At 41.9% G+C, this 26,366-nt stretch carries 22 protein-coding genes, 2 pseudogenes and 1 riboswitch; of the genes and pseudogenes, 5 read left to right on the top strand and 19 right to left on the bottom strand.

All coding sequences use genetic code 11. The features are described 5' to 3' along the window. Positions 1 to 247: 247 nt before the first annotated feature. The 16 genes and pseudogenes from BM195_RS10455 to yhfZ form a co-directional block, all read right to left on the bottom strand. Positions 248 to 1,240, bottom strand: coding sequence for a tagatose 1,6-diphosphate aldolase (locus BM195_RS10455; RefSeq protein WP_170848226.1), 993 nt, complete (start codon positions 1,238 to 1,240; stop codon positions 248 to 250). 17 nt (positions 1,241 to 1,257) lie between these two features. After that, entirely contained in the window at positions 1,258 to 2,196 is a 939-nt protein-coding gene (locus BM195_RS10450) for a hexose kinase (protein ID WP_090237545.1), read from the bottom strand. 147 nt (positions 2,197 to 2,343) lie between these two features. Continuing rightward, positions 2,344 to 2,760 carry a PTS sugar transporter subunit IIA gene (locus BM195_RS10445; RefSeq protein ID WP_090237542.1) on the bottom strand — a complete coding sequence of 139 codons (417 nt, stop codon included), beginning with the start codon at positions 2,758 to 2,760 and terminating at the stop codon, positions 2,344 to 2,346. A gap of 70 nt (positions 2,761 to 2,830) precedes the next feature. Then, positions 2,831 to 3,629, bottom strand: a pseudogene (locus BM195_RS10440) (PTS system mannose/fructose/sorbose family transporter subunit IID). A 1-nt stretch (position 3,630) separates the two neighbouring features. After that, on the bottom strand, positions 3,631 to 4,407 hold the full coding sequence (gene agaW / locus BM195_RS10435; protein ID WP_090237539.1) for a PTS N-acetylgalactosamine transporter subunit IIC: 777 nt from the start codon (positions 4,405 to 4,407) through the stop codon (positions 3,631 to 3,633). A gap of 31 nt (positions 4,408 to 4,438) precedes the next feature. Beyond that, on the bottom strand, positions 4,439 to 4,918 hold the full coding sequence (agaV, locus tag BM195_RS10430) for a PTS N-acetylgalactosamine transporter subunit IIB (protein ID WP_090237536.1): 480 nt from the start codon (positions 4,916 to 4,918) through the stop codon (positions 4,439 to 4,441). Positions 4,919 to 4,961: 43 nt separating this feature from the next. After that, positions 4,962 to 6,122, bottom strand: a complete 1,161-nt coding sequence (locus BM195_RS10425; RefSeq protein WP_090237534.1) for an SIS domain-containing protein — start codon at positions 6,120 to 6,122, stop codon at positions 4,962 to 4,964. Between the two features lie 135 nt (positions 6,123 to 6,257). Beyond that, positions 6,258 to 6,974 (bottom strand): GntR family transcriptional regulator, encoded by a 717-nt coding sequence (locus BM195_RS10420; protein WP_244535730.1) that lies wholly within the window; start codon positions 6,972 to 6,974, stop codon positions 6,258 to 6,260. A gap of 405 nt (positions 6,975 to 7,379) precedes the next feature. Next, positions 7,380 to 7,562 (bottom strand): annotated as a pseudogene (locus BM195_RS10415) (IS5/IS1182 family transposase); the annotation flags it as partial. Positions 7,563 to 7,885: 323 nt separating this feature from the next. Next, a complete protein-coding gene (locus tag BM195_RS10410; protein ID WP_090237531.1) occupies positions 7,886 to 9,076 on the bottom strand; it encodes a phosphopentomutase in 1,191 nt (396 codons plus the stop codon). A gap of 5 nt (positions 9,077 to 9,081) precedes the next feature. Further along, entirely contained in the window at positions 9,082 to 10,242 is a 1,161-nt protein-coding gene (locus tag BM195_RS10405; RefSeq protein WP_090237528.1) for a YhfX family PLP-dependent enzyme, read from the bottom strand. A 20-nt stretch (positions 10,243 to 10,262) separates the two neighbouring features. Next, positions 10,263 to 11,393, bottom strand: a complete 1,131-nt coding sequence (locus BM195_RS10400) for an aminotransferase class V-fold PLP-dependent enzyme (RefSeq protein ID WP_090237525.1) — start codon at positions 11,391 to 11,393, stop codon at positions 10,263 to 10,265. Positions 11,394 to 11,398: 5 nt separating this feature from the next. After that, positions 11,399 to 12,310 carry a phosphotriesterase family protein gene (locus BM195_RS10395; RefSeq protein ID WP_090237520.1) on the bottom strand — a complete coding sequence of 304 codons (912 nt, stop codon included), beginning with the start codon at positions 12,308 to 12,310 and terminating at the stop codon, positions 11,399 to 11,401. A 19-nt stretch (positions 12,311 to 12,329) separates the two neighbouring features. Beyond that, positions 12,330 to 13,622, bottom strand: coding sequence for a YhfT family protein (locus BM195_RS10390; RefSeq protein WP_090237517.1), 1,293 nt, complete (start codon positions 13,620 to 13,622; stop codon positions 12,330 to 12,332). 18 nt (positions 13,623 to 13,640) lie between these two features. Next, entirely contained in the window at positions 13,641 to 14,378 is a 738-nt protein-coding gene (locus BM195_RS18860) for a DUF2620 domain-containing protein (protein ID WP_090237514.1), read from the bottom strand. Positions 14,379 to 14,399: 21 nt separating this feature from the next. Beyond that, positions 14,400 to 15,332: a GntR family transcriptional regulator YhfZ gene (yhfZ, locus tag BM195_RS10380; protein WP_090237512.1), complete on the bottom strand. Its 933-nt coding sequence runs from the start codon at positions 15,330 to 15,332 to the stop codon at positions 14,400 to 14,402. A 170-nt stretch (positions 15,333 to 15,502) separates the two neighbouring features. Between yhfZ and BM195_RS10375 the strand changes: the two genes are divergently transcribed. From BM195_RS10375 to BM195_RS10355, 5 genes are all read left to right on the top strand, one after another. Next, positions 15,503 to 16,783 carry a serine hydrolase gene (locus BM195_RS10375; RefSeq protein WP_090237509.1) on the top strand — a complete coding sequence of 427 codons (1,281 nt, stop codon included), beginning with the start codon at positions 15,503 to 15,505 and terminating at the stop codon, positions 16,781 to 16,783. A 551-nt stretch (positions 16,784 to 17,334) separates the two neighbouring features. After that, positions 17,335 to 18,384 carry a dipeptidase gene (locus BM195_RS10370; RefSeq protein ID WP_090237506.1) on the top strand — a complete coding sequence of 350 codons (1,050 nt, stop codon included), beginning with the start codon at positions 17,335 to 17,337 and terminating at the stop codon, positions 18,382 to 18,384. Between the two features lie 298 nt (positions 18,385 to 18,682). Beyond that, entirely contained in the window at positions 18,683 to 19,465 is a 783-nt protein-coding gene (locus tag BM195_RS10365; RefSeq protein ID WP_090237503.1) for an ABC transporter ATP-binding protein, read from the top strand. Then, complete coding sequence (locus tag BM195_RS10360) at positions 19,449 to 20,210, top strand: ABC transporter permease (RefSeq protein WP_090237501.1); 762 nt, start codon at positions 19,449 to 19,451, stop codon at positions 20,208 to 20,210. Before BM195_RS10365 ends, BM195_RS10360 begins: the two co-directional genes overlap by 17 nt. 19 nt (positions 20,211 to 20,229) lie before the next feature. Continuing rightward, entirely contained in the window at positions 20,230 to 21,222 is a 993-nt protein-coding gene (locus BM195_RS10355; RefSeq protein WP_425283911.1) for an aliphatic sulfonate ABC transporter substrate-binding protein, read from the top strand. Between the two features lie 183 nt (positions 21,223 to 21,405). Here BM195_RS10355 and BM195_RS10350 read toward each other — a convergent pair whose 3' ends face one another. From BM195_RS10350 to pruA, 3 genes are all read right to left on the bottom strand, one after another. Then, complete coding sequence (locus BM195_RS10350; RefSeq protein ID WP_090237498.1) at positions 21,406 to 22,605, bottom strand: M20 metallopeptidase family protein; 1,200 nt, start codon at positions 22,603 to 22,605, stop codon at positions 21,406 to 21,408. Between the two features lie 51 nt (positions 22,606 to 22,656). Further along, the gene (locus BM195_RS10345) at positions 22,657 to 24,048 is read right to left on the bottom strand and encodes a YfcC family protein (RefSeq protein ID WP_090237495.1); all 1,392 of its coding nucleotides are present in this window, start codon (positions 24,046 to 24,048) and stop codon (positions 22,657 to 22,659) included. A 261-nt stretch (positions 24,049 to 24,309) separates the two neighbouring features. After that, positions 24,310 to 24,483, bottom strand: a riboswitch (Lysine riboswitch). Between the two features lie 330 nt (positions 24,484 to 24,813). Further along, on the bottom strand, positions 24,814 to 26,361 hold the full coding sequence (gene pruA, locus BM195_RS10335) for an L-glutamate gamma-semialdehyde dehydrogenase (RefSeq protein ID WP_090237489.1): 1,548 nt from the start codon (positions 26,359 to 26,361) through the stop codon (positions 24,814 to 24,816). Positions 26,362 to 26,366 lie beyond the last annotated feature (5 nt).

Below are 26,366 nucleotides of genomic sequence, written 5' to 3'. Positions count from 1 at the left end.
GCTATTATACTGGGTTTCACGGAATATTTATCTTTTATATAGATCTTAGCTGTTTCATGAATCATGTTCCAGCACATGCTCATTATTTCACATGTTAATTTAATAGAAAAATTAATGCAACCCCTGTAGAAAAATATAGCAGAAGAAGGCATTCATCTCAGCAATTTACCAACGGACGAACAGCCATAACAGAGATGAACAAAAAAACCAAGTTCGCTTAAATTCGAACTTGGTTTTCACTGTTCTGCTACTCAACAAACGCTGTCCATGGTGTCGCTGTATCCTTAATAGCGTCTTTCACTTTTGTTAAGTTATCAGATCCGGTCGTTTCAAGCCATTCATAATATGCTTCCTTGCTTTCTTCTGCAAATGGCTGAACCCCTTCTTTCCAGATAGCTCTTCCACATAAGCTGCCACTAAACTTAGCACCAGCCTCTTTGGCAAAATGCAGCGTTTCAATAAACTGGTCATTTGTCACACCACCGCTTAAATAAATGAACGGCAAGCGGCTTGTTTTCGAACAAATGCGATAATAGTTTACTGCTTCTTCTTTGGTAAAAACAGGTTGATAATTGTCATATTGATCATAGCCTTCAATATTAAAAATCGCAACCGGAACTTCTACTTTCAGCAAGTCAATTCCATATTCCTCTTTGGAAAACTCCTCCATAAAGTACTTCACAATTTCCGGCTTTTTCTTTGCAAACGCCGCACTTTTAGACCCTAGGCCCTCCGAACTGTATGACACAGGTTCCAATATAAACAGCAGGTCATTCTGTTGACATTCATCACCTACTCGCTTAATAAATGCTTTTTTTATTGTATTATATTTTTCTTCCTCGTTATGATCATAATATACTAACAGTTTAAGCGCGTTTGCACCTTTGTTCACCAAATCCTGTACCGCGTAATCATCCACCAGATTCGGGAGTCTGCCTTTTTCGGATGTATCATAACCGGTTTTTTCATAAGCCATAATCAAGCCGGTATCATGGTTTAATTTACCTGCTGCTCTCCAGCCGTACTCGGGATCAAGTAACAGTGACGATGACTGATTCCCGAGTACTTCACTGACACCTTCTTTAAATTTTGTTAAGCCTTCCTCATAGGAAATATCATCGTTAAACGACTTAATCATTTTTCCCAGCGATCCGCGCTGATCCATAGCCGTAGCTAATACAACATGATCGTCATCGGAAATTAACTCCAGTCCCCGTTGTTTGCCAGGTGTTAACGTCAATATTAGTCCTCCCTGCTTCAGCTAATTAATACTTTTTCTACAAAAATCTGATCCATACACCAGCTTATCTTAGCCGGGTTTATGGAACCCGTTTTCGCTTCCATTGCATTTAAAACACCCATGGCCAGTCCATATTTGATCAATCGTTCATCATCCAATTTGTGCGACAGTCCTGAAGCAAAACCCGCGATTACAGCGTCACCTGAACCAACCGGATTTACCGCATCTACTTTAGGTGTCGTCACCCGATAAATGCCCTGACTGTGTTTTACAATAGCTCCTGAATCTCCTGCTGTCACAACTACCCAAGGGACATTCGTGAACCGCTGTGTTGTTAATGCAGCAACCATTTGTGCCTCATCGTTTATTTTTTCTCCAATTAAATCTTCCAGTTCTTCCCGGTTCGGCTTGATCAGGAAAGGTTTATGTTCAAATGCAAGTGTTTGCTCAAGGAGTTCACCTTTTGTATCCAGTAATAAAGGTGTTTCGTACTCATTGGCAAGCTTAACGAGTTGTACATAAAAATCATTATCTAGTCCTTTAGGTAAACTTCCGGAAATAGTTACAATATCAACTTTTTGCACATATTCAGAAAATTCATCTAAAAACTGACTGACTTCATCTTTATCAACTTGTGGACCAGATTCTAACATTTCCGTCTGTTGTCCCTCATGAATCACAGCGATACAATTACGTGTTTCACCTTCTATATGGACAAAATAATCATGTATACCCAGCTTGGAGATGCCCCTCCGAATAAAGCCACCTAAACTGCCACCTAAAAAACCTGAGGATGCAACTTCTTCTCCAAGCTGTTTCAGAACCCTTGCTACGTTCAGTCCTTTCCCTCCGGCAGTTTTCGTAACATCAGCAACACGATTTACACTGTCAAGTGAAAAATGGTTAAGCTTATAACTTATGTCGACAGAAGGATTTAGTGTAACGGTTAAAATCATACCTTCACCTACTTGGTTTTTTGCAGAATTGAACTACCCCAGCGACCGCAGCTGCCTGTACCAAAAAGTTATCACCAATGACAACATAATCTGCTAGTTTCTCATCGGCTATGCTTCCAATCTCATCGTCACGGCCAAGGCTTGCTGCTAGATTCCGCCCTCATCTGAAGCTATCTTCTTTTGCTTCATCTCAAATTCCTTTATATTGCTTTTTCCTTCTTTTAATATGATTTCTACAAATTCATCGATAGCTAAAGCACGCTGAAATAAACCGCTTAACAGCATTGGCGAATTCGTGCCGCCAACTACCCGAACATCCTCCTTAGCAGCAGCAATTCTCGAGCAAACATTAAATGGTGTTCCGCCAGCTAAATCGGCAAAGCAAACAACACCAGAACCTGCATCCACTTTTTCGATTGCTTGTTCAATTTCCTTCTCAAGCTTCTCTTGATCTTCTTCAAATGGAATGACTTCTGCCTGCTTCACTTCCCCAGTAATTAATTCGACAGATTGCAATATTCCCTTTGGAAATGATCCATGTCCTGTCAAAACAATCCCAATCATGATAGCAGCCCCTTTTTTGATGATATGATTAAAGATAAGGATTTCTCTGTATAGAATACCTCTCCGTCTTTTACATAATGTTAAAGTAGGATCCTATAAGCCCGACAACAACGGTAACACCTATAAGTGTTAATGGTGATCGTCCTTTTTTCAGCAGCCAGTAAACTAAAAGCGTATAAGCCAGTGGCAGCATAGCAGGCATAATTTGATCTAACACATCAGTCTGTATATTTAATTCAGATTCACCGGACTCCCACACATAATCAATTTGGAAGGATACATACGTTGCAATCAAACCTCCAACAACGGTTAGACCGACAATCGATGCTGCGCGAGATACATGCTGGGTCCCTTCTTTTAATTTTGCGATCGCTTTCACACCTGCTTTATAACCATACGTCATCAAACCAAACCGGGCACCAAAGTGAATAATGTTAAACATAATCAAAAAGACAACAGGTCCCAGAAAGTTTCCATCAACTGCGAGCGACGCACCTATACCAGCCGTTATCGGAAGTAACGTAAGGTAAAACAACGCGTCCCCAATACCACCTAAAGGACCCATCGTGGCAACCTTAATACCACGAATAGCTTCTCTGTCCTCTTTCTTACCTTCCATGGCAAGAATAACGCCCATAATGAATGTAACAAGGAATGGATGCGTATTAAAAAATTCCATATGATCTTTCATAGATTTACTTAAATCTTTTTTATTCTGATGAACATGACGCAATCCCGGCAGAATAAAGCCAGCCGGCCGCCTGCATGCGTTCATAATTAAATGAAGCTTGTAATAGCAAAGATCGCCAAACAAGATGACGTAATTGTTTCGAATTTAGCTCTGCGGCTGGGGTTTGATTTTCATACATATTAGATCCCATCAGTTATCTCCTCCTCCCGTGGTGCCTGATTATCAGGTCCTTGTTTATTTTTATTCTGGTAAAAATCATACAACGCGATAGCCAAACCAATTAATGCAATTGCCAGAATTGGCATCTCCAAATAGGCTGCCAGTACAAATCCGACAATAAAAAACATGACGTATTCAACTTTCATCATGATTTTCAGCAACATTGCAAAGCCAATGGCCGGCATGATACCTCCAGCAATTGAGAGCCCGTCAATAATCCACTGTGGAACTGTTTCAACATAGGCCGCAGCTTGTTCTGCTCCAAAGAAAATTGGCAAAAAAGCAATGAGCGCATTAAATATAAATAGAATAGAGATCCCTAAATAGTTAATACCTTCAATCCCTCGATAATTGGCATCCAACGCGAATTGGTCTGCCTTATGCATCATGGGAGCAAAAGCTGTGAAGAACAGGGTGATTAATCCTTGTACAGCTACTGCAAATGGAATGGCAATACCGACTGCTGCTTGTGGATCCTCGCCTGCGATAATACCGAATGCAGTACCGATAACCCCACCAATTACAACATTTGGCGGCTGAGCACCGGCAAGCGGAACCATTCCCATCCAGATAAGTTCCAGCGTTCCCCCGACAATCAATCCTGTGGTGACGTCCCCTAAAATAAGTCCGACAACAAGTCCTGTAACGACTGGACGATGAATATGCGTTAAACCTACATAAAGGTCAATACCTATAATACCTGCCCATAAAGCTATTAATATAGCTTCCATTAACATAAAAAGCCCCTCCCCTTAAATTGCTGTCTTGTTACAGTAAATCCAATATATTCTGTCCCCGCTCGTCAGGCACTCTGCGTAAATCCAATTCAACACCAAGCTCGCCCAGACGCTTAAATGCTTTAATATCCCGATCATCCACGGATACAGTAGATGAAATCTGTTCTTTCCCTTCTTCATAGTGCATATTTCCAACATTAATATGGTCAATTGGCACGCCGCCTTCTTTTAACACCAAGGCGTCATGTACATCTCGAACGACTAAAAATATCTTTTGACGTGGTGAAGCTTTATGAATGATGTCAATTGTTTTTTGTAATGTGAAATAACGGGTTTGAACCACATCAGGCAATACCATATCCATCAAATTTTGCTGCACCTCGTCCTCTGATACCTTATCATTTGCAACAACGACTAAATTCGCTCCTAAATGGTTTGTCCATGTAACCCCAACTTGCCCATGAATTAAGCGGTTATCAATTCTTGTCAGTAATAAATTTGGTCCAGACATATTGTTCATCCTCTCATTTTCCTTTTGAAAAAATCCGGCAGCTTTATTGATAATCGTATATCTTCACACCCTGAACAACGCGGTTCACACGACCATCAGGACTTGGATTGTCAGGCGTTACGCCAAGCTGTAACGATTTGTTCAATGCAAATGCCTGAGCAAAAATTACATATAATAATGCTAAATAAAAATCTTTAGAGAGATTTTTATCTCCAGCATTAACTGGAACTGTCCAATCAGACAGCGCAGAAACTTCTGTATCTTCTCTTTCTGTGAGTGCTATTACCTTCATACCGGAATCATCTTCAGCGAGTTCCCGTAAGATATCCATGTCGTATTTTCGCGTATAAGAATCCTGTGACATGAACACTACAACCATCGATTTATGATTTAGAATCGATTTAGGCCCGTGACGGAACCCGAGAGATGATTCATGTACTGCAGTAACCTTTCCTGCACATAATTCCAGCATCTTTAATGCAGCCTCGTGAGAAAGTTGACCAAGCAGCCCCGAACCTAAATAAACAATACGTTCAAAGTCATAATCCAGCACATTTTCAATTTTTTCCGATATTGATTCAAGCAATTTTTCAGCATTTGAAATGATCGTTTCGTCCATTTCATTGGCAGTAAAAAGTTTGTAAGTTGTTATGAGCATACACGTGAAACTGCTTGTCATCGCGAACCCTTTATCATGTGCTTTATCCGGCATTAGAATCGTAATAGCACTCTGATCATTCACCGTGTTCTCAGCCAATTGTCCTGCCTTATTACATGTGATAACGATTTGATAAAACTGGTTAACCAGTTTTTTACCAAGTGATACAGCCGCAACACTTTCCGGGCTATTTCCGGAACGTGCAAACGACACCATGATTGTTGGAACATCCTTTTGTAAATAATCTGCCGGGTTTGACACAATATCCGTTGTCGGAACGGCTTCAAATTGAATATTTCCAGTGTTTTCCCTGCGCAATACGGGTAGCAGTGTGTCACCGATAAATGCAGATGTGCCTGCTCCTGTCAACAACACACGAATATGGTGATGCTTTTTAGAAATGGAATTTAAAAATCGCTTTGTTTCCCTCTCTTGTTCAGAGAGTGAAGTAATGAGTTCCCTCCATACAGCTGGTTGTTGATAAATTTCTGCTGCCGTATCAATAGCTTCTTTTTTTTGTAATTCATCAGGGGCTATATTAAACATGTTTCATCCTCCATCTATCAATATAATAAATATCCAATGTGGTTATGTCGTCATAACCAGTCAAGTTATAATAACGCTTGTTAAACGCTTTCACAATAGGTGAAGCCTTCATTCCTCCTCTCCTTCTAACATAAATTAAGTTAATTCTACGGTGTAATCGAATTTGTCACCACGGGCCACACTAATCGTATATTCGATTAATACACCATCGTGATAAGCCAAACGTTTAATTAGCATTGCAGGATGATCTGCTGTGATCTTCAAATGTTCCGCTTCCTCTTTACGTACAATGGTTGCAGAGAATCGCTCAACTGCTTTTGTTACACCTACTTGATAATCCTGGAGAAAAACATCGTACATTGGTCTCTCTACTAAATCCATTTCGGTTAAATGCGGAAATGTCTTTTTAGGGATATATGATGTTTCATACATCAACGGCTCATCATCAGCAAGCCTTAAACGTACCACTTGATAAACTTCATCCAATGGTGCCAAATCCATCTTATGTGCCAATCTTTCATCTAAAGCTATTTCTCGAAACGAGAGAACCCGGGTAGTCGGTGTTTTCCCCATCGCTTTCATTTCTTCCGTAAAGCTGTATAATTTAATGAGACTTTGATTGTAGCTTTTCGGTGAAACGAACGTTCCCTTTCCATGCAACTTATATATATAACCTTCACGCTCAAGTTCCTGCAATGTTTGCCTTACCGTTATACGGCTGAGATCATAAATTTCGCATAACTCTCTCTCGGAAGGCAGTTTTTCGTCAGTACTAAATTCTTCAGCATCCATTTTTTTGATTAAATCATCCATTAATTGCAAATACAGTGGTACCTTACTATTCTTATCCAAATTGCTTCATTGCACCTCCCTAAAGATTGCTTATTTTTAAATGACCATGTGGTTATAACCAGTTAAGTTGATTATAAGTCACACATGATTAATTGTAAAGGTCTGCTTTAAAAATTTTATCTTTATTTTTTACATAACCGAATCAATTTCATAATTGCCCTTTTTAAAAATACAAAGACCTGCAGAATATGTTAAAGAGATTTTTTTTTAATTTTAATGATTGTTGATTATCCAGCTGCAGTTCGAATACACTTCGCTTTCCGCGGGCGAGTGGCAAGTCTCCTCGGGCATACGTCCTGTTGGGTCTTGCCTATCTCTTACTTCTCGCTGGAGTCTTCGTGTATTCGAACTGCTTAGCGCATCCTTCTTATCAAATGGACACGATCTTTAATACTAAAATCCTGATTAAACAGTTTGTTGTTGATTTAAGTCTTCGTTGATACGATCTACAGCTAATTTTGAAGCATTATACATCAAGGCAACGATATCAAAATGAACTTTGGCGCGTTTTCCTGTGCGATTACAAACATTGTTGAGTTGAAAAAATTCCTTTAAGTACGCATTGACTCGCTCAACTGCCGAACGTCGCTAATAGATGTCATCCCAAGCTTATGGCATCCAGATCAATCGCAGAAATAATGGCCTCATATTTTTGGGTAGGTTCCATCTCATATAATTCTTGGATGCCAAATAAGCTTGTTTGTCGTATGATGGTTATAGAAAGTGTTCCCTCCAGTCTTTTTGGGACGTTTTGGTCGACTACCATTATACAAGATTTGAGGAGGTACTTCCTTTTTTTACGTTTGCGAGCCCTTGCGACATAAGGGCTAATAATTATGAAATTCGCTCAACCACATAAAGAGAAACCGGTTGAATTAAACCAGTTCTTTTTATCAACATCTATATGTTTGCTATATCACTTTATTCAGAAAGCTTTCTCCTTCAGCTGTTTCAGGCAGGCCGAAAAAGTCACAAAAAGTGGCTCCTACATCCGCCATCGTTTCCCGCAAACCAATATCAGTCTTTTTTATCTTATCACCAAAAATCATGATGGGTACATATTCCCTTGTATGATTCGAGTGGCCGATTGTTGGATCATTTCCATGATCGGCCATCACCATTAAAATGTCTTCTTCATTCATCTGTAGAATAAATTCGTTCAGCCATTGATCAGTTTCGTTTAACAAATCACAATACCAGTCTACATCTTCAGCATGACCCGCCAAATCTGTTTCCTGAATGTTGATTAAAAAAGCAGCGTCTTCTTTTTCCTGCTTGTAAACACGGGAAATTTTATTCAATAAATCTGTTGTACGAACAATGGGGTTTGACGGTCCTTTTCCTTGCAGTACATCAGCAGTTTTTCCTAATCGATGAACCTTCAGCCCATGTTTGGCGGCAATCATCGGAAATTGTTTGTCGATTTCGACCCCGTACCCCATGTGAAATACCTCGTATCCCTCGCCATAAACACCAGCTTTTGGTGTGTCGACGCCATACTGTTCATGTTTCGTCGTCACACTTGACAGAATATGATTAATCGATGCATATGGCCCGCCAAAAGCAATAACACGACTCGTGTCAACATTGTCCCGTACAACTTTGCCTAGTGTCTTCAGATCTTGAAAAGGCATTTTACTGAAATCTGCAGTGACATTGATAATGTTCCCGACAGTAGATTCCAGATTGTCAGCTACAACTGCAGCATTATTAACGAGCAAAACGGGCATATCTTCAAAAGGATAAGACAAATGGTATCCTGCATGTTCAAGAGCGTGCTTCATTTCAGAGTGAATATCTTTCATCAGCCTTTTAGTCGACTTCTTGGGACAGCTTCCCGCAATTTCCTGATGACCCAAATACGTATCTGCACCTTGATGGGCTAGTTTTGAATACCCGTACGCATTTTCAGGGGCAGGCTCACCGTCTACTAATGTTCCAACGCCTGATTTATACATGAACGGGATTTTCAGAGCATCCTTTTTTCTTTCCCTGATATGTTTATACGTGTTTGCATTACAATCTGAAGGAACAAACTCCCTACAATCATCCATTGCACCAATTCCGAAACTGTCGATAACAAGAAGCAACATTTTTGCCATATTTATCACCATTTCCTTTCAAGATGCCTGATCCTCGGATTTCCTGATTGGATACCTTCGACAAGAGCAACATGTGCCCGCGTAACAAAAATTTGCGATCGAAATGCAAAAACTGCTGTATCCCCAATCCTTACTGTAAAATCCTCTGGGTTTTCAATCGTTCCATAATAATCGATCGTTTCGGGACTGTTATGATACGCGCTCGTAAATTGTTCTAGAATGGATGATTGATCATTGCCCACCAGACAGCCTTTCATTCTCGAACGACCATAATAACCACCGGCAATCACTTGAAAATTCGTGTTATGCTGATGAGAAACCTCCGTCACATAGACAATCGCCGGTTTTTCAGGTGAATCTTGATACGCATGTAATGGGGTTGTTCCTGTTAAACCATGGCCCGGCTCACCATGTGTCACACCATTTTCTGCAAGGTAAGGGATCGTGTCACAGCTTGTTCCACTTGGCCCATTTACCTGCTTTATGGTAATTCCTTTATCTATTAGTACGTCTTTAGCCTGAAATAACGTATGGAAGTTATTTGTTGGAGCCATACCTGTTTTGTTGTTATTCAATTCCAGATTGGGAAACGTTGTAACGCCGGCAATGGTAACCCCTGTTAAACTTTCGATTTTATCAACGTCTTTAGGCAGATCGTTTAACAGCATTCCACCTTCCTGACCTTCATAAATTTTGTCTTCCGGACCTTCAACCTTTAATAAAATATCCTGGTTGACCCCCAGACTCTCAGCGGCTTTTGACACCTGTTTCGCTCGTTCAAAGGAAAAAACCGTAACGACATCCGGATCCCAGCTCAGCACTTCTTTCCACTGATGCTTTCCGGGCTGAACCAGATGACCGATATTCCCAATTGCTATTCCATGATCAGCCAGTACTTTTCCTTCATCAAAATCAACTGCTACTGCTTTTTTGATACCATTTTCCACAATGATATCCGCGAGTTCGGGAACCCTGCCCAGCTGCTTGATCATAAAGTATAATTCCATATCATTATCAGCTGCTTCCGCTGCAAGCTTTTTTACGTTTTCTTTAAGGATATCAACATCAATAACATACGTATTGGGAGGAATGTCACCCATTTGGTGAAGTGAAACACCTGTCTGTATGAGCTGTGGATTCCTGCGTTTTGTCACATCCAAAAACATGGCAGCATCCTCCTAATATTTTATTGTTTTGCTGCGGCGTTAATTGCTTTATCCAGTATTTTCAATACGGTTGAAGCCCCTGACTTCATTGGATTAATGCGAAGTCCATATACTTTTAAACTGGGCTGTGCCTCGATAAAACTACCTGAGACATGATAAATCATAGGAATCATTTCATACTTTGATTCTGCGCCAACAGGATGTGTCGCTGCTCCGTACGCATTACTCAGTTTAATGACCTCAGGAGCATTTGGATCCAGCAGTTCAACGATAACATTTTTCGATTGCGCGTTTGCCATATACGCATTTTCAATTCGATTGATAGCACCTTCATTAAGCTGTCTGCAAACTTCCTCAACCTGTTCATTTTGAGTAGCCAGTGAAACCGGCGCAAATGTCATCATGCGTAATAATTCCATTGCTTCATACCCTTGCACCTGGCCTCCGCCAGAATAATTTCGACGCTGCAGTAATTTCATTTCCTTTTCTTTTCCTGTAATAACACCAATACCTTCAGGACCTAGTACTTTAAATCCGGAAAAGGTTGAATAATCCGCTCCGTATTCAACACCAATTCCATGTGTTTTCATCACGCAATAGTTATCATCAACCACGACAGGTAAATCAGGACGGGAACGTTTTACCGTATGAATCACTGATTTCAAGTCATACGTATCAGTTGGCTGCTGCCGTGCATGCTGAATATAAAATACTTTGCATGTTTCATCCTGCGAAACAGCCTTCTCAACAGCGGCAAGGTCATTACAATCGATTGCCTTTGTTTCCAGCCCCAACAACCGGATGGTATCTTTCGTGGTCGTATAAACTGGAGCGGTATGGATAAACATCGAGTCACCGGGAGCCAACAACGTACTTAATATAGTACGAATAGCACCTGTCCCTGCTCCGCGTACAAGAGCTGCAGATTCCGTTCCGAAAAAACTTGCCAAAGTCCGTTCCACTTTCTCAGTTTGCTCGGGCTTTTTATATTTCGGAGCAACCCCAAGGTCTCCCATGGATAAAAATTCATCACCGGAAAACTGATCGCTCATCTTTTCAACTAATTTAAATTGTAACTGTTCAGCCTCCTGTACTGTTAATGAAGGAAGCACTGAGTCCGCATATTTTAACTGTGATGGATCGTAAGCCATTGTCATTACTCCTTTATCGAATAAGCACCTGCAGGATTGTTTACAAGTAAATCTGTTATGATATCCTCTGAAACCCCGTATTCACGCAATGCCGGTATAAAGTCGTTCAATACTAAATCGTATCCCGGTCCGCCATGTTTTTTCCAATGGGACTTTCTTGTCAGATCGGCAGAAAGCAGTATTTGCTTATGAAAACCTTCTTCGATAAAATCAAGCAAAAAAGATAATCGGTCTTTATCCGGACGGTAAGTATTTTTTCCAATTGTATCGAAGCCAATATATACGCCTGATTTAAGTACATCCAGGACTTCTTCTTTATTTGGATTAAGATCCTGATGCCCAATCACAATCTGGTCAGCAGGCAGACCGAGTCCAACAAGCATGTCGACTTGATTACTTCCCAGTGTGCCAAGTGTTGTGTGGGTAGAGACTGTTAAGCCAGTCTCTGCGCCTGCTTTACCGGAACCTAAAATTAGCTCTTTTTCAATCGGTTTCATTTCGTTTTTACTTGTTCCAACTTCGCCGATAACACCCGGGAAAATACCAGTTCCTTCAATACCATCACTTATTTCGTTTATAAAATGATGAGCAAACTGATCCCGATCCCACCCTTGCGCAAATTCGGGAATAAAAGGATCTTTATAAAATCCGGTACAGGTAACAATATGAACACCTGATGTTTCACTTAAGTGCTGGAGTCGTTTTACATCTCTTCCCATACCATCATTGGTTAATTCAATTAGAGACCTTCCACCAGCAGTATAGAAGTGATTCAGCTCTTCCTCCATTCCTGGCACATCATCCAGTATTGTATCAGGATCATTTTTAATGCTGGATAAATCAATCGATAAGTGTTCATGTGCAGCACAAATACCGACATTTTCTTTTTCTATTTTTCCATTAACAGTTTGTATCATCCGAATCACTCCTAATACGTTATTGCGGTATAGACATAATTCCGAAAGCAACCAATATGTTGGCAATAACACCAACTGCAATAGCACCAACCGGTCCTACTGCCATTCGTACGATCGGGCGTCCTGCTGCTTCATTAAGCAAGTAAAAACCTGCAATGAAGAAAAAGCCAAAACCTGGAGCAATTGCGTTAGATGCATTTGCACCACCAATAAGCAATGCTACTTCAAGCAGCTTCGTCATCGCACTACGGATATTCTCACCAGAGTCCCTGACCCCCGGATACTTATCAAGAAATCTCGCAATATAGTTAAGCAGCGTGACTTCCAGAAAGATGATCAAAGCCCCTAAAACGACAGCAATCCATACATTTGGTGAGAACAGCCCTATGACGAATATCAATGTGAATCCGACCGGACTATATACACCGGTGGCAATGGCTGTACTGGCAACCAAAGGAATGAAACCAATAGCCCTTGCTGCTGCTGCAATCCCGGCATCAGTCTGATTCCCATCTGCAAGTAAGTTCAATGAAATGGGATCACCAGCCATCAACAGCATATTGGTTGCACCAGCAATCAGTGCGCCGATCACCATAAAAAAACCAACGTTTTTTTTGATTTCCTTTACTTTCTCACTGAAAACAGAAGCCAAATCAATGGATGAGTCACCGTCCGGTTTTTGTTTCATCGCGTATGCGAAAAGAAAAATCATGCCGACAATGAGTGCCATACCCTCCTGGTTGATAGCTACAGCATTGCCGCCTATTGAAATATATTCCCCTTCATTGACAAATACGGCAAGCTGCCTCATAAGTGCAGCTGCAGCAAATGTTAAAATCCCCTTCTTCACACTGAACTGCAATGCAACTGCCAATGCCGGAAATGCCATAAATGTTACAACTACCGGATCTCCTACCTGGCCCATTGGCTCAAGGAAATTGACAGGTAAATAATCAAATAATTTCACAAAACCTTCTAATCCTGCAAGTAGACCCCAGCCATAAACACCGCCGATCAGAGCTGCAACCGCAGTTCCCCATCTGTTTTTAGGTGCTAGAATACCAATGATATCCGTCCCAAGAAGTATACTGTGTATTAAGATAATACTTGCTGATAATGTGAACGGAATACCAAATCCAATAACAAGCCCAAAACTCATCGCAAATGCTGTTAGTCCTAGTTCCCTGCGGCTTAATTTACCTTCAATATGCTCTGAGACGATTGGTCTTAGCCCGTCATTGAATACTGCAATATTCCGATTGGCTAATACTGCTGCTACTGCCCCAATAAGAACGACGAAAATCATATCCATAAATTATTTCCCCCTTGTTTATCCGTAATCGCGTAGTGCCTTCAATATCATAGGGACAGCTGTCTCCGCATGATCCCCTGTAAAACCAAAAGCTTTTTTCCCATCCTTCACTGCTTGAATAATCTGCTGTTCATTCGGCTTTCTGCCCGGCATAGAAACAGTTTCACAAACATCTCTTCCAGCAATCGCAATTGTCATTGCCAACGCCCCGCCTCCACCAGTGTGACAGGCACCTAAATAATAATCAGCCTGGCCAGACTTTATAAGCATTGCACCATCCATATCCGATTTGATAACGGTTTCAATAGAGTCATCAAAATCTTTAACCAATCTATCAATCTCTTTTTTTTCCACTTGTCCACCTATAACAATTTTCATGTTCACTTCACTCCTTTCATTATTGTTAAGCAAATTCGCAAAATGCAATGTTAAAAAATCCTTCTCTTCCTGAGGCAACGCTTCTCCCCAATTATGTTCAACAAAATCCAGCAGTTTCTTCGCCTTCGAGTAAATAGCGGAATTTTCCACCTCCTCCATCATCCCAGTATCAGGTCCCTCTACTTTCTCACCATTTTCTATCCTCGTCAGAGCCAGTGGAAGATGTGTGAATAACATTTCTCCCTGTTCTAATCTTTCAATATTTAATAGATTAAGGACTTTTTTATATGCAGCAATGGTTACAGCATATACATGATCGACAATAACCTCTTGTTCCAGCAATACATCAAGTCTATTCTCAAGCTCCTGCAGTTCCACCAGTTATTCCTCCTTGATTAACTAATAATGCGGCAGCTTCTCATGATCGAGCACCATTTTTTGAATCTCTACAACCCTTTTCTCATCCAATTCAGTTAAATACGTTGCTATATCCGTTCGTCCCTTTTCCATTAAAATCACGGAAGTCGAAGCTTTTTCGGATATCAGATTAGCCTGTTCAGAATGAAAATCGATTCTTTTCAATGTTTCTGCGGCTTTGACTTCATCTGAGTTCCAGACTGCTGCATCGATACTGCCAGTTAGCAGCTGTTCAAACAGTTGCATATAGTTTACCGTTACGAGCTCGACATCTATGCCCTTACTTTCCAGTAGGGTTATTTTCGACTGGTCAATGGATGTGTAGTCAATTCCGACGCGCATGCCATCTTTAATTCGGTCATCATCCTGGTTTGCTAAGAAAATCTTATGAGAACTGACATACGTGAACGGGCCGAAGTTTTTGATTACCTGTAAATTATTGTCTTCTTTCATTTCTTCTTCGGCGGCCAACAGAGACATGACCACAAAATCACATCTGCGGGCTTTTAATGCTTCTATTCTTTTTTTCGCTCCCCTCATATACGCCAAATTAATCCGATTAAGTTTTCTATCCGAAACTTCAATTAAACCGGTGGCCAAACCCTCATACATTTTAGAGTAAGGAAGTGGCATAGCCCCCAGATAAGAACCCACACCAGCGACTTCCTTTAATACATATTCATCTTTATTCATTAGATAGGTTCCTAAGTGTCCTCTTGATTCTATTTCAATAGCTTGCAGATTCTCTAAAACTTTTAATCCACCCTGTACCGTACCACGCCCTAAAGTTAATTTTTGTGCAAAGTCATCAATACGAGGGATTCTATTTCCTTTTTCAATAGGAATTAACATTTTCGCAATCTCTTTAGCTGCTAAACCATTTTTTGAGTATAAACTTTCCCAAATTCCTCCCAATGTTATCTCCTCTTATTGTACAAAATATTGTATATTGTAATTATAGCGCTTTCAAAGATGGTTTTCAACAAGAACAGACAAAATTATTTCAATATTGTAACCGCATTCAGTTTATGGTATGGTTTTAATTGAATTGTTTGTATATTCTTGAAATAAATGGAGGTTTACTGATGAATAAAGTATCTATCATAACGCTGATTTTAGTACTATTGTTATCCGTCTCGCTCAGCCCTGTCTATGCTGAAACCGGACAAGGCCAACTGAGCCATGGATCACCGCAAAGTGTCGGCATGGATAAAGAAAAATTAGCTGAAATTGATGATATTGTACAAGAGGCTATCCATCACCAAGTAACGCCGGGCGCTGTTATTCTTGTTGCAAAGGACAATAAAATTGTATTAGAGAATGCATATGGTTATGCAGAAAAATACGACATGGGCACATTATTAAAAAGTCCGCAAAAAATGACGAAAAAAACAATTTTTGACCTTGCTTCTGTCACAAAAGTGATGGGGACAACACAAGGTATTATGAAGCTTGTTTCAGAAGGGAGAATTTCTGTAACTGATAAAGTTTCTAAATATATCCCTGAATTCGCTAAAAATGGTAAAGAAGACGTCACCATTACAGAGTTATTGACACATACATCGGGTTTAACGCCGTGGGAACCAACATATTTGTATGCACACAACCCTGATGAAGTATTGGATTATATTAACCATCTCTCACTAGAATATGAAACTGGAACTGATCGGCGATACAGTGATTTTAGCTTTATGACGCTCGGTTTCATTATTGAAGAAGTTACCGGCCAGAATTTGAATGAATATTTAAAGGAAAATGTCTACGAACCATTAAAAATGAAAGATACGATGTTCAATGCAGCGGAAAATACAAATAAACAAATTGCTGCAACGTCCTTTGGAAATCCTTATGAGTATAAAATGATCGATGACCCTGACTTTGGCTACTATGTGGAAGAAGATGCTGATAAATTTACCCAATGGAGAAATTATACACTTCAGGGAGAAGTTAATGACGGAAATAGTTATTATGCACATAATGGTGTAGCAGGTCATGCCGGTCTTTTCTCAACAGCACGTGACCTGGCAGTTCTTGGACAGACAATGCTGAATAACGGCAGCTACGGAAAAGTAGATTTATATAATGAAGATGTTATAGAAGCATTTACCTCACAACAACGATTTGGGCAAGGCTACGGCTGGGAAAAGGACAAAGCCTGGTATATGGGCGATAAACACTCCCAGCAGGCCTTTGGTCATACAGGATTTACCGGTACACAAGTAATGTTTGATCCGAAGTATAACCTGCAAGTTATTGTCCTTACCAACAAACAAAATAACGGACCTCTTGAAAGTGGCTCCTATCCGAGTACAGGTTCATTGTCTAAAGCAATAGCTAATACCGCTTACGAGTCATTTAAAAAATAAATAAAGGACGAAGATGGGACAAAAGTATATTAGCCAAAGGTAATTCCGAACGATGATTCCACTATGATGGGAACAGTTCGGATTTATCTTTTGAGGTATGTTTGAAAATTTGTTGCGCATGATCCATCAACTGAGAAGTCACTTGGTCTTAGATTTGCTTTTTTCCATGCTTTTGTTGGTGAGTGCATGATGGTCGCTGCGGAAAAATACGCCCTTTCCGGGGGTACGGCCTCAGCCTCCTCGAAAAGCGCAGCATGCTGCCGGAGCGAATGATCGCACGTAACTAACATCAGAATGGAAGGAAGGATGCACCAAGACAAATGTGACTCTTGAAAAAGTAAAATGCTGCACTTCCTCTGCCCTGTAATCGTTCGTCTTTAGCGTGGAAAGTTTTCATTGTGTCCCAGCCTCGTCCTTTATTATTAAATTTTGCCAGTACTTCAAGCTGTTATAACCGGACGTATATTTCTGGGTTTATAACACTCTCAAGCTGAAACATTACCAATTATGATAAGATAAAAACAAAACAGAAAGAGAAGGAGCGACCAAACATGACCAACTTTCCAATTTTCGATGGACACAACGACACATTGCTCAGACAGCATATGTCTGATGATCCGCCATCATTTTTCAGCGAAAGCTCAACAGGGTATATTGATTTGCCTCGTGCTAAACAAGGCGGATTTGGCGGCGGATTTTTTGCTGTATACACACCGAATGAGAACTATGAAGTTGAGCCGGAGGACTATTTAACAGAGGAGGGCTATGATGTGCCGCTGCCACCACCTATCAGCCAGAGAAATGCTCTGGCGTTCACAAACGCAATGGCAGCCAGATTATTTAAGCTTGAATCTGAAGCAAATGGCCAATTGAAAGTCGTCCGGACGACTAAAGATTTGAATTTTTGCCTGGAAAATGACATCTTAGCGGGGATTTTTCATATTGAAGGAGCCGAAGCAATCGATACTAATTTTGATGCGCTTCATATCCTCTATCAGGCCGGACTGCGGTCATTAGGAATCGTTTGGAGCCGCCCGAATGCTTATGGAGAGGGAGTGCCATTCCGCTATCCGTCTTCACCAGATACCGGGGCAGGGCTGACAGAATCCGGCAAATCGCTTGTCCGGGAATGTAATCAGCTGGGCATCATGATTGATAACACGCATCTTAACGAAAAGGGCTTTTGGGATGTAGCCAATCTCACAGATGCCCCGCTTGTGGCAACTCATTCCAATGCTCATACCCTCAGCCCGATCGCACGCAATCTGACTGATAAACAGCTGGATGCCATCACCGAATCGAACGGTGTTGCTGGCATCAACTATGCGGTCAACATGCTGCGGGAAGATGGCGGTCTCGGAACAGACATATCATTGGATGAGATTGTCCGGCACATCGATTACATAGCCGAAAATTTTGGCGTTGATCACGTTGCGTTGGGCTCGGATTTTGATGGCACCACCGTTCCTGACCCGCTCAAAGATGTCACAGGACTGCCGAAACTGCTCGATCTCCTGAAAGCACACGGTTTTCATGATAATGAACTGCAAAAAATAACACACGGAAACTGGCTGCGGGTATTACAGGATACATGGAAATAAATTAAAAAACTTGTATCACGATGCAGAGCTGATATCTTTTAAAAAGAATATCAGCTTTTTTAATAAGCCATTGACAATCATCCCTTCCTTTATCCCCCTTTTTTAAGGTTAACCAACGTCATTCCCCTTTCATAGACTAATGACATATGCCCATTCAATCCAATAAAGCCTATTTTTTTAATATCCCCTCATTTTTACATAAGCCCCCTATTGGAAAATGCATGAATTCATGGTAAAATGCTTAAAACATATATTCCCGATAAAATTAATCAGATTTAAGTTAACAGGAGTGAACGCCATGTATCTGGACATCAATAAGGTCACTAAATCATTCCAGCGTAAGGACGAACAGCCGCTTCAAGCGTTAAAACATATCAATCTGCAAATCAGTGAAGGTGAATTCATTTCATTGCTGGGGCCATCTGGCTGTGGCAAATCAACATTATTGTCTATGATGGCCGGATTATCCATGCCATCTTCAGGATCAATCAGTCTAGACAACAAGGAGATCACTGAACCGGGTCCGGATAAAAGTATGGTATTTCAGGAACCTGCCTTATTCCCGTGGATGTCGGTAAAAGAAAATGTCACCTTCCCATTGCGAAAAAGAGTGAACAAACAAGAACAGGAAAAGAAGGCTGTCCATTACCTGAAAATGGTTCATCTCAGCCAATTTACCGGAAATTATCCGCACGAGCTTTCCGGTGGTATGCAACAGCGTGTTTCCATAGCCAGAGCGCTCGCTATGGATTCCAAACTGCTCCTGATGGATGAACCATTCGGGGCACTGGATGAACAGACACGGCATGTACTCCAGGAAGAAGTAGAGAAAATTTGGCTGGACACTAAAAAGACCATCGTATTTGTCACCCACAGCATTCGGGAAGCGATTAAACTATCGGATCGTGTCATCATCATGAGTGCACGGCCAGGTACAATCATCTCAGATTTCAAAGTCGACCTGGAACGGCCGCGGCAGCAAAAAGATATGGCAGTCATGGAAGAAGACATTATGACCATTTTAAAAACCGAAATCGAAAACGTCATGAAAGAGGAGTTGCAATATGCCGGTAGTCTTTAAACGCATCATATTTTTCGCTGTCCTTATTTTAATCTGGCAGGGAATTTTCCTGCTCGGCATATGGCCTGAGTCAATGATTCCCGGTCCGTTTACGGTTGCGGAAACAATTTTTGCCGGTTTTGCGGACATGACGCTTGTCTATGATATCGCGGCAAGTTTCCGCCACCTTTTCATCGGGCTTGCTATTTCACTCGTGATTGGAACACTTCTCGGCGTTCTGCTTGCCAAAGTAAAAATAGCTGATGAAACGCTGGGGACAATGATTTTAGCCTTGCAAAGTGTCCCAAGTATTGTTTGGGTGCCACTGGCTATCATCTGGTTCGGTTTTACCGAAACGTCCATCATTTTTGTCGTTGTTATCGGCGGAACTTTCGTTATGACGATGAATATGCGCATCGGGATTAAGAATGTTGCGCCAATTTATTTGAAAGCAGCCCGTACGATGGGATCAAAAGGAATGGATTTATTTTTCAAAGTGGTCGTTCCGGCATCTATCCCACATGCCGTAACAGGGGTCCGGCTGGCATGGGCATTCAGCTGGCGTGCTTTGATGGCAGCCGAATTGATGAGTACAGGTCCGGGGCTTGGCTATACGCTCAGTTATGCATCCGACTTTAACAATATGAGTCTCGTCATTGGGATCATCATTATAATTGGGGTAATTGGTTCTGTTGTAGACCAGCTTGTATTTCAGCGTATTGAAAATAAAGTGCTCAAACGCTGGGGATTGGAAGAAGCAGCTTAATAAGAAAGGGGAATTCAAGTTGAAAAAACGATTCGTATTTTTTATGATAGGCGCACTCCTGATTCTCGGAGCATGCGGAGGAAACAGTGAAGCTTCAGGCAGCAGTGAAAGTGAAACAGTCACTATCGGCTATTTTCCCAACCTGAATCACGCACCTGCTATGGTGGCCAAACAGAAAGAAATGTATGAAGATCACCTCGGGGAAAATGTTAATGTCGAATATCAAACATTCCCGGATGGCTCCACGTTTATGAAAGCGTTGGCTACCGGTGAAATCCAAGGGGGACTCGTCGGGCCAGGGCCGGCGATGAACAACTTCATCTCCGGTGTGGATGTCCAGATTATTGGTGCGTCTTCAACAGGAGGTACCGTTATCGTATCCCGCGATGGAAGCGGCATTGAATCCTGGGAAGATATCGAAGGAAAAACATTCATCTCACCACGTGTCGGGTGCACGCACGACGTTCAGTTCGAGACCTATATGAAAGAGAAAGGCATTACCTCTGAGCGTATCGGCGGTTCTATGACACATGTAACAGGTGAGCCTGCACGCTACCAATCAATGTTTGAAAACGGTGATATCGATGTCGCCACTGCACCTGAACCATGGGCATCCGTCATGGAAGCAGAAGTTGATGCCAATGTCGTTATCCCGACAAGTGACGTTTCGTTTGGTGAGACATTGCCGGCGGCTGTCATGGTTACATCGGATGACATGATTGAAAACAATAGTGAGCAGGTACAAAAATTAGTTGATGCGCATAAAGAAGCTGTTCAATATATTAACGAAAATCCGGATGTAGCAATCGACATTACGATTGAAGGTATCGCTGACATTACTGATCAGCAGCTGGAAAAAAACGTGATGGAAAGTGCCTGGGAACGTACCGATTTCACCTATGAAGTTGATGCAGACGTCATCCAGGAATTTGGAAATTCTTCCTATGACTTGCAATTCCTGAAAGAAAAACCGAATTTTGAAGGGTTTGTGAATACGTCATTTATTCAGTAATATTAAACGTAATTATGATGTAATCAAATAAGCTGCAGATACAGCTTCCATTCGCTATTGTATCCTGCAGCTTATTTTGATTTTACGCGTTAACTTTATGGGGGCTTTCAAACATCGTTTTCGATTAATGAGTCGGACGCCTCTCCCGAATTTCCGTGTGGCGCAACAACAGCCTATTCCAAGTTATTTCCCCGTCGGCACAATTTCCTCGTCAGACAGGTAACTCAATGCCGAACTGATAAACACTTTCCCGATATTCAGTATCGATCTCTCATCAGCATTAAACATTGGGTGATGATGTGGATAAACGGCCCCGATGTCCGGATTCTCACCACCGACAATAAAATAAACACCTGGAATTTCTTCCTGATAAAAAGCGTAATCTTCACTGCCCATCATCGGTGCCATTTCCCGGACATTTTCCGTACCAACGACATACTGAGCTATCTTTTCAATACGCTTGGCTTCTTCCGGATCATTATACATCGATGGGCAATCCCGGACATAATGAATATTGACGCCTGCTCCGGCCGCTTCACATGTTGATTTCGCAATTTGCTTCAACGCTTCCTCAATCATGTTCCGCACTTCTGCATCATACGTACGGACGGTTCCCTTAATGACAGCTTTATCGGCAATTACATTATTCGCGCCTCCACTTTGGAACGAGCCGACCGTAACAGCTGCGGCATGCTGCGGGCTGACACGTCGGCTGACAATTTGCTGAAGATTAACGACCAGCTGACTCGCCGTTACAAGTGGATCAACGGTTGTGTGAGGTGAAGATCCGTGACCGCCTTTACCTAACACTTCAATTTCAAAATCGTCCTGTGCAGACGAAGCATAGCCTCCCCGGACACCGACCGTTCCAAATGGCTCATCCGCCATGACATGTGCGCCATAAATTATATCGACACCATCGAGACACCCATCCTCAATCATGTATTTTGCCCCACCAGGTGTTGCCTCTTCAGCAAATTGATGGACAAACACAATCGTTCCAGGAATCTCATCACGAAATTCACTCAAAACTTTTGCCACACCAAGCAGTGCTGACGTGTGAATGTCGTGACCGCACGCATGCATGACGCCCTGCACTTGTGATTTATAATCCACATCCTTTTCATCCTGAATCGGCAAAGCATCAAAATCCGCTCTGAGCGCAATTGTTTTACCTGGTTTGCCGCCTTCCAGTGTGCCGACAACACCTCTACCACCGACACCTGTACGGACTTCAATACCCAAACCGCGCAAAAACGCCGCGATTTTTTCAGGTGTTTTTTCTTCGTGATGGGACAGCTCCGGGTGCATATGAAGCTCCCGGCGAAAGTCTACCATCTTTGGATATATTTCTTCTAATTTAGTAAATAGATTTTCAACCATTTTTGAATGCCTCCTGTACTGTAAAGCTCGTCGTTTCACCTTTCCATTATATCAGGAAACCCAGATGAACAGATGGGCAACCGTTATAAATATAGCACCAAGTGCATATTGAATGAGGATTAATGGCCACGCCCATTTGAACCACTTCACCCAGGAAATGCGCGCCATGGCAAGCCCTGCCAGCAACAAACCACTTGTCGGTGTGATAATATTTGAAATGCCATCACCCATCTGATAGGCAAGGACTGCCGTTTGCCGACTGACGTCAAGTAGATCTGCAAGCGGCGTCATGATCGGCATACTGAGTGCTGCCTGACCACTTCCGGAAGTCACGATAAAATTTAATAAGCTTTGCATCCCGTACATTCCGATTGCGGCAAGTTGTCCGGGTAATCCGGAAACAACCTCGGTAATACCGTATAAAATGGTGTCAATTGTACTGGAATTTTGCAAAATGACAAGCGCACCATAGGCAAACCCGACAACTAGGGCACCAACAACAAGTTCTTCACAGCCTTTCACAAATTTTTCGGCCATCTCATTAATTTTCATTTTATTCATCAGACCGATAGCCAGTCCCATCATCATGAACAATGCGGCAATCTCCGTGATGAACCAGCCGTGCTGGACAACGCCATATGCGAGTATAACCAGCGTCAGCATCAGTATGCCCAGTGTTGCCCCCTGCTGTTTGGAAAGCTTGTGCTGATCCATGCCATCCGAATCAATGTTCTGTTTTTGATCCTCTTCATAAACAACACTTTTGGATGGATCTGCTTTAATTTTTCGCGCATAGAGCATGACATAAGTAATACTGACCGCCATGAACACAGCCCAAAAAGCGATACGCGGAACTATTCCCGAAAATAATGGCACATCAGCAATTCCCTGAGCAACTCCAATTGTAAATGGATTTGTGAATGCAGCCGTAAAGCCTGCTGAAACTCCAACGAGCACCATTGCGGTACCAACCATTGAATCAAAACCAAGCTTCATAGCAACTGGCACCATAATTAAAATAAACGGCAGCGTTTCCTCAAACATCCCAAAACTGGCACCAGCAACCCCGAAAAACAGCATGACAACCGGAATCAAGTAGATCTCCTTGCCCATCACTTTCGATGAAATACTGCCAAGTGCTGCCTCAATTGTATTCGTTGCCCGGAAAATACCAAAAGCACCACCAACAATAAAAATAAAGAAAATAATAGCTGCACCTTCTACCATTCCCTGATGGACAGCCTGAAAGATTTCCATGAACCCGGCAGGATTCGATTCCACTGAATGATAGCTTCCATCAACAACGATTGTTTGTCCATCTTCATTAGTTGTTCGCTCATATTCTCCGGCCGGAATGAAATACGTGCTGACCGCCAGCAAAATAATGACTGCAAATAAAATGACAAACGGATGTGGCGCACTGAAGTTTTTAAGTTTACTCATAGCTGATTCCCCTTTTTAGATTAGTAGACTAACGTATATGACATCAGACAAGCATCAAATTCAGTGAAATATATTCGCGATTAAATCTTTCATATATCAAAAAACACCCCCTATCAATCAGGGAGTGCATGGACAGATAAAAGAGACCGATTGGCTGTCGAAAATGGTTTTTCGAAAAAGTGACAGAAACACTTTTATAAATAAAAAAACAACGACAGGAAAATAACCCATCATTGTGCTGCCAATTAAAGTTATCCTCCATCGATCAGTAGTCCTCCATGCACTCGGAGCATGACAGTATATCGCTTCTTCAGTGATATACCAGCAGTGATAAGCCAGACCCTTATCACGCTTCGGCAAACAGTCCTTTCATCGGCGGTCATCGTTGTCATTCTCACGCCGGCTACTCATACTGCCTGCACCTCTACCTCACCGAACTGAGGTTGAATATGCAATTATATTGAATAACTATACAATAGATTCGAACAGGATGCAATAGGTACTGATGATCACCAAAAAATGGAACTAACTTATTTTGAACCAAAAAATGAAACCAACCCACTATCCAGCCAGACAATTTTCGCCTCATCACGGATTCTCAAAATGATATTCCTAAATTTTCCATTTAATCAATTTTTCATGTCAACTTTGCATATAACTCATTAGACATAGTTTTAACGTACCAACGCTTGAACAACCATTTGAATACAAAAATGAGCGGTAGTTTTGTGTAACCACCGCTCATTGTTTCATTGATTTTAAATTTTACCAAGCTTCCGTCACTGTCTTAGGCGCAAGGAAGTTCAGCAAATAATCCGGTCCGCCTGCTTTGGCGTCGGTTCCGGACATTTTGTATCCGCCGAATGGCTGATAACCCACAATCGATCCTGTGCACCCGCGGTTGAAGTACAGGTTACCCACTTCAAACTCATAACGAGCACGGTTCAAATGTGCACGATTATTGGAAATAACGGCACCAGTCAGGGCATAATCTGTGTTGTTAGCAATATCCAAGAGTTCATCAAAGTCTTTTGCTTTGGCAAATCCGACGACAGGACCAAAGATTTCTTCCTGCATGATGCGGCCTTCCGGATCCATATCCTTAAAGATCGTTGGATGCACAAAATAGCCTTTGGAATCATCGGTTTCCCCGCCGTAAACAAGTTCACCTTCTTGTTTACCTACTTCAATATAATCTTTAATCTTATCAAACTGCTTCTGGTTCACGACACCGCCCATTGGCACATCTTCTTCACCAGGATTTCCAACTGTATAGGCTTTGGCCTTTTCTAAAGCTTTTTCGAGCACTTCGTCATAGACATCCTGATGAACGATAGCGCGGGAGCAAGCAGAACACTTCTGTCCTTGGAAGCCGAACGCTGAATCAACAATCGATTTGGCAGCAAGATCCAGGTCCGCATCATGGTCAACAATAATCGTATCTTTACCGCCCATTTCAGCGACAACACGTTTCAGGTGTGTCTGCCCTTTATGCACTTCAGATGCACGCTTATAGATGCGCGTACCTGTTGCACGTGAACCGGTAAAGTTAATAAAATGTGTGTCTTTATGATCAACAAGGTAATCCCCGATTTCAGCAGGGTCACCCGGCAGGAAGTTGACAACACCTTTTGGCAGGCCTGCTTCTTCCAAAATTTCAATCAATTTATAGGCGATTACCGGAGTGTTTTCAGACGGCTTCATCAATACCGGGTTGCCGGCTACAACTGGACCAACTGTTGTTCCGCAGACAATGGCAAAGGCAAAGTTCCATGGCGGAATGGTTACGCCGGGTCCAAGCGGCTGATAGAAGAACGTATTATTCTCCCCTGGACGGTCATTAATTTCACGGCCTTGTCCAAGACGGATCATCTGCCGTCCATAGTACTCAAGGAAGTCAATCCCTTCAGCTGTATCCGCATCAGATTGTCCCCATGGCTTGTTCGCTTCATAAGACATCCATGCAGAAATCTCATGCTTGCGGCGACGAGCAATAGCCGCTGCCTTGAATAACACTTCAGCACGCTCCTCCGCAGTCCATGTTCTCCACGCTTTAAAAGCTTCCTTTGCTGCTTCCATTGCCTGATCGACATGCTCTTTCGTCGCCATGGAAGCTTTTCCGATCACCTGTTCTTTATTGGCAGGATTTACCGAAATAAGTTTATCATCGGTATAAACTTTCTCGCCCCCGATTACAAGTGGATAATCTTTCCCCAACTCACTCTCCACTTTTCTGAGAGCCGCTTCATAGTCAGCACGATTTTGCTTATCATTAAAGTCAGTAAACGGTTCGTGTTTATATGGCAATACCAAAGTAT

The organism is Lentibacillus halodurans (genome assembly GCF_900112045.1).
Classification (GTDB): domain Bacteria; phylum Bacillota; class Bacilli; order Bacillales; family Amphibacillaceae; genus Lentibacillus; species Lentibacillus halodurans.
Note: the sequence above shows the minus strand (reverse complement) of the source record. Positions and strands in the feature narration are given on the sequence as shown.

Bases quoted from the DNA above. Each gene is read 5' to 3' on its own strand.
- BM195_RS10360 (WP_090237501.1), top strand. From the start codon at position 19,449: ATGCCGGTAGTCTTTAAACGCATCATATTTTTCGCTGTCCTTATTTTA.
- BM195_RS10370 (WP_090237506.1), top strand. From the start codon at position 17,335: ATGACCAACTTTCCAATTTTCGATGGACACAACGACACATTGCTCAGA.
- BM195_RS10350 (WP_090237498.1), bottom strand. From the start codon at position 22,605: ATGGTTGAAAATCTATTTACTAAATTAGAAGAAATATATCCAAAGATG.
- agaW (WP_090237539.1), bottom strand. From the start codon at position 4,407: ATGTTAATGGAAGCTATATTAATAGCTTTATGGGCAGGTATTATAGGT.
- BM195_RS10405 (WP_090237528.1), bottom strand. From the start codon at position 10,242: ATGTTTTTGGATGTGACAAAACGCAGGAATCCACAGCTCATACAGACA.
- BM195_RS10395 (WP_090237520.1), bottom strand. From the start codon at position 12,310: ATGATACAAACTGTTAATGGAAAAATAGAAAAAGAAAATGTCGGTATT.
- BM195_RS10345 (WP_090237495.1), bottom strand. From the start codon at position 24,048: ATGAGTAAACTTAAAAACTTCAGTGCGCCACATCCGTTTGTCATTTTA.
- BM195_RS10450 (WP_090237545.1), bottom strand. From the start codon at position 2,196: ATGATTTTAACCGTTACACTAAATCCTTCTGTCGACATAAGTTATAAG.
- BM195_RS10425 (WP_090237534.1), bottom strand. From the start codon at position 6,122: ATGTTTAATATAGCCCCTGATGAATTACAAAAAAAAGAAGCTATTGAT.
- BM195_RS10445 (WP_090237542.1), bottom strand. From the start codon at position 2,760: ATGATTGGGATTGTTTTGACAGGACATGGATCATTTCCAAAGGGAATA.
- BM195_RS10400 (WP_090237525.1), bottom strand. From the start codon at position 11,393: ATGGCTTACGATCCATCACAGTTAAAATATGCGGACTCAGTGCTTCCT.
- agaV (WP_090237536.1), bottom strand. From the start codon at position 4,918: ATGTCTGGACCAAATTTATTACTGACAAGAATTGATAACCGCTTAATT.
- BM195_RS10410 (WP_090237531.1), bottom strand. From the start codon at position 9,076: ATGGCAAAAATGTTGCTTCTTGTTATCGACAGTTTCGGAATTGGTGCA.
- BM195_RS10390 (WP_090237517.1), bottom strand. From the start codon at position 13,622: ATGGATATGATTTTCGTCGTTCTTATTGGGGCAGTAGCAGCAGTATTA.
- BM195_RS10375 (WP_090237509.1), top strand. From the start codon at position 15,503: ATGAATAAAGTATCTATCATAACGCTGATTTTAGTACTATTGTTATCC.
- BM195_RS10365 (WP_090237503.1), top strand. From the start codon at position 18,683: ATGTATCTGGACATCAATAAGGTCACTAAATCATTCCAGCGTAAGGAC.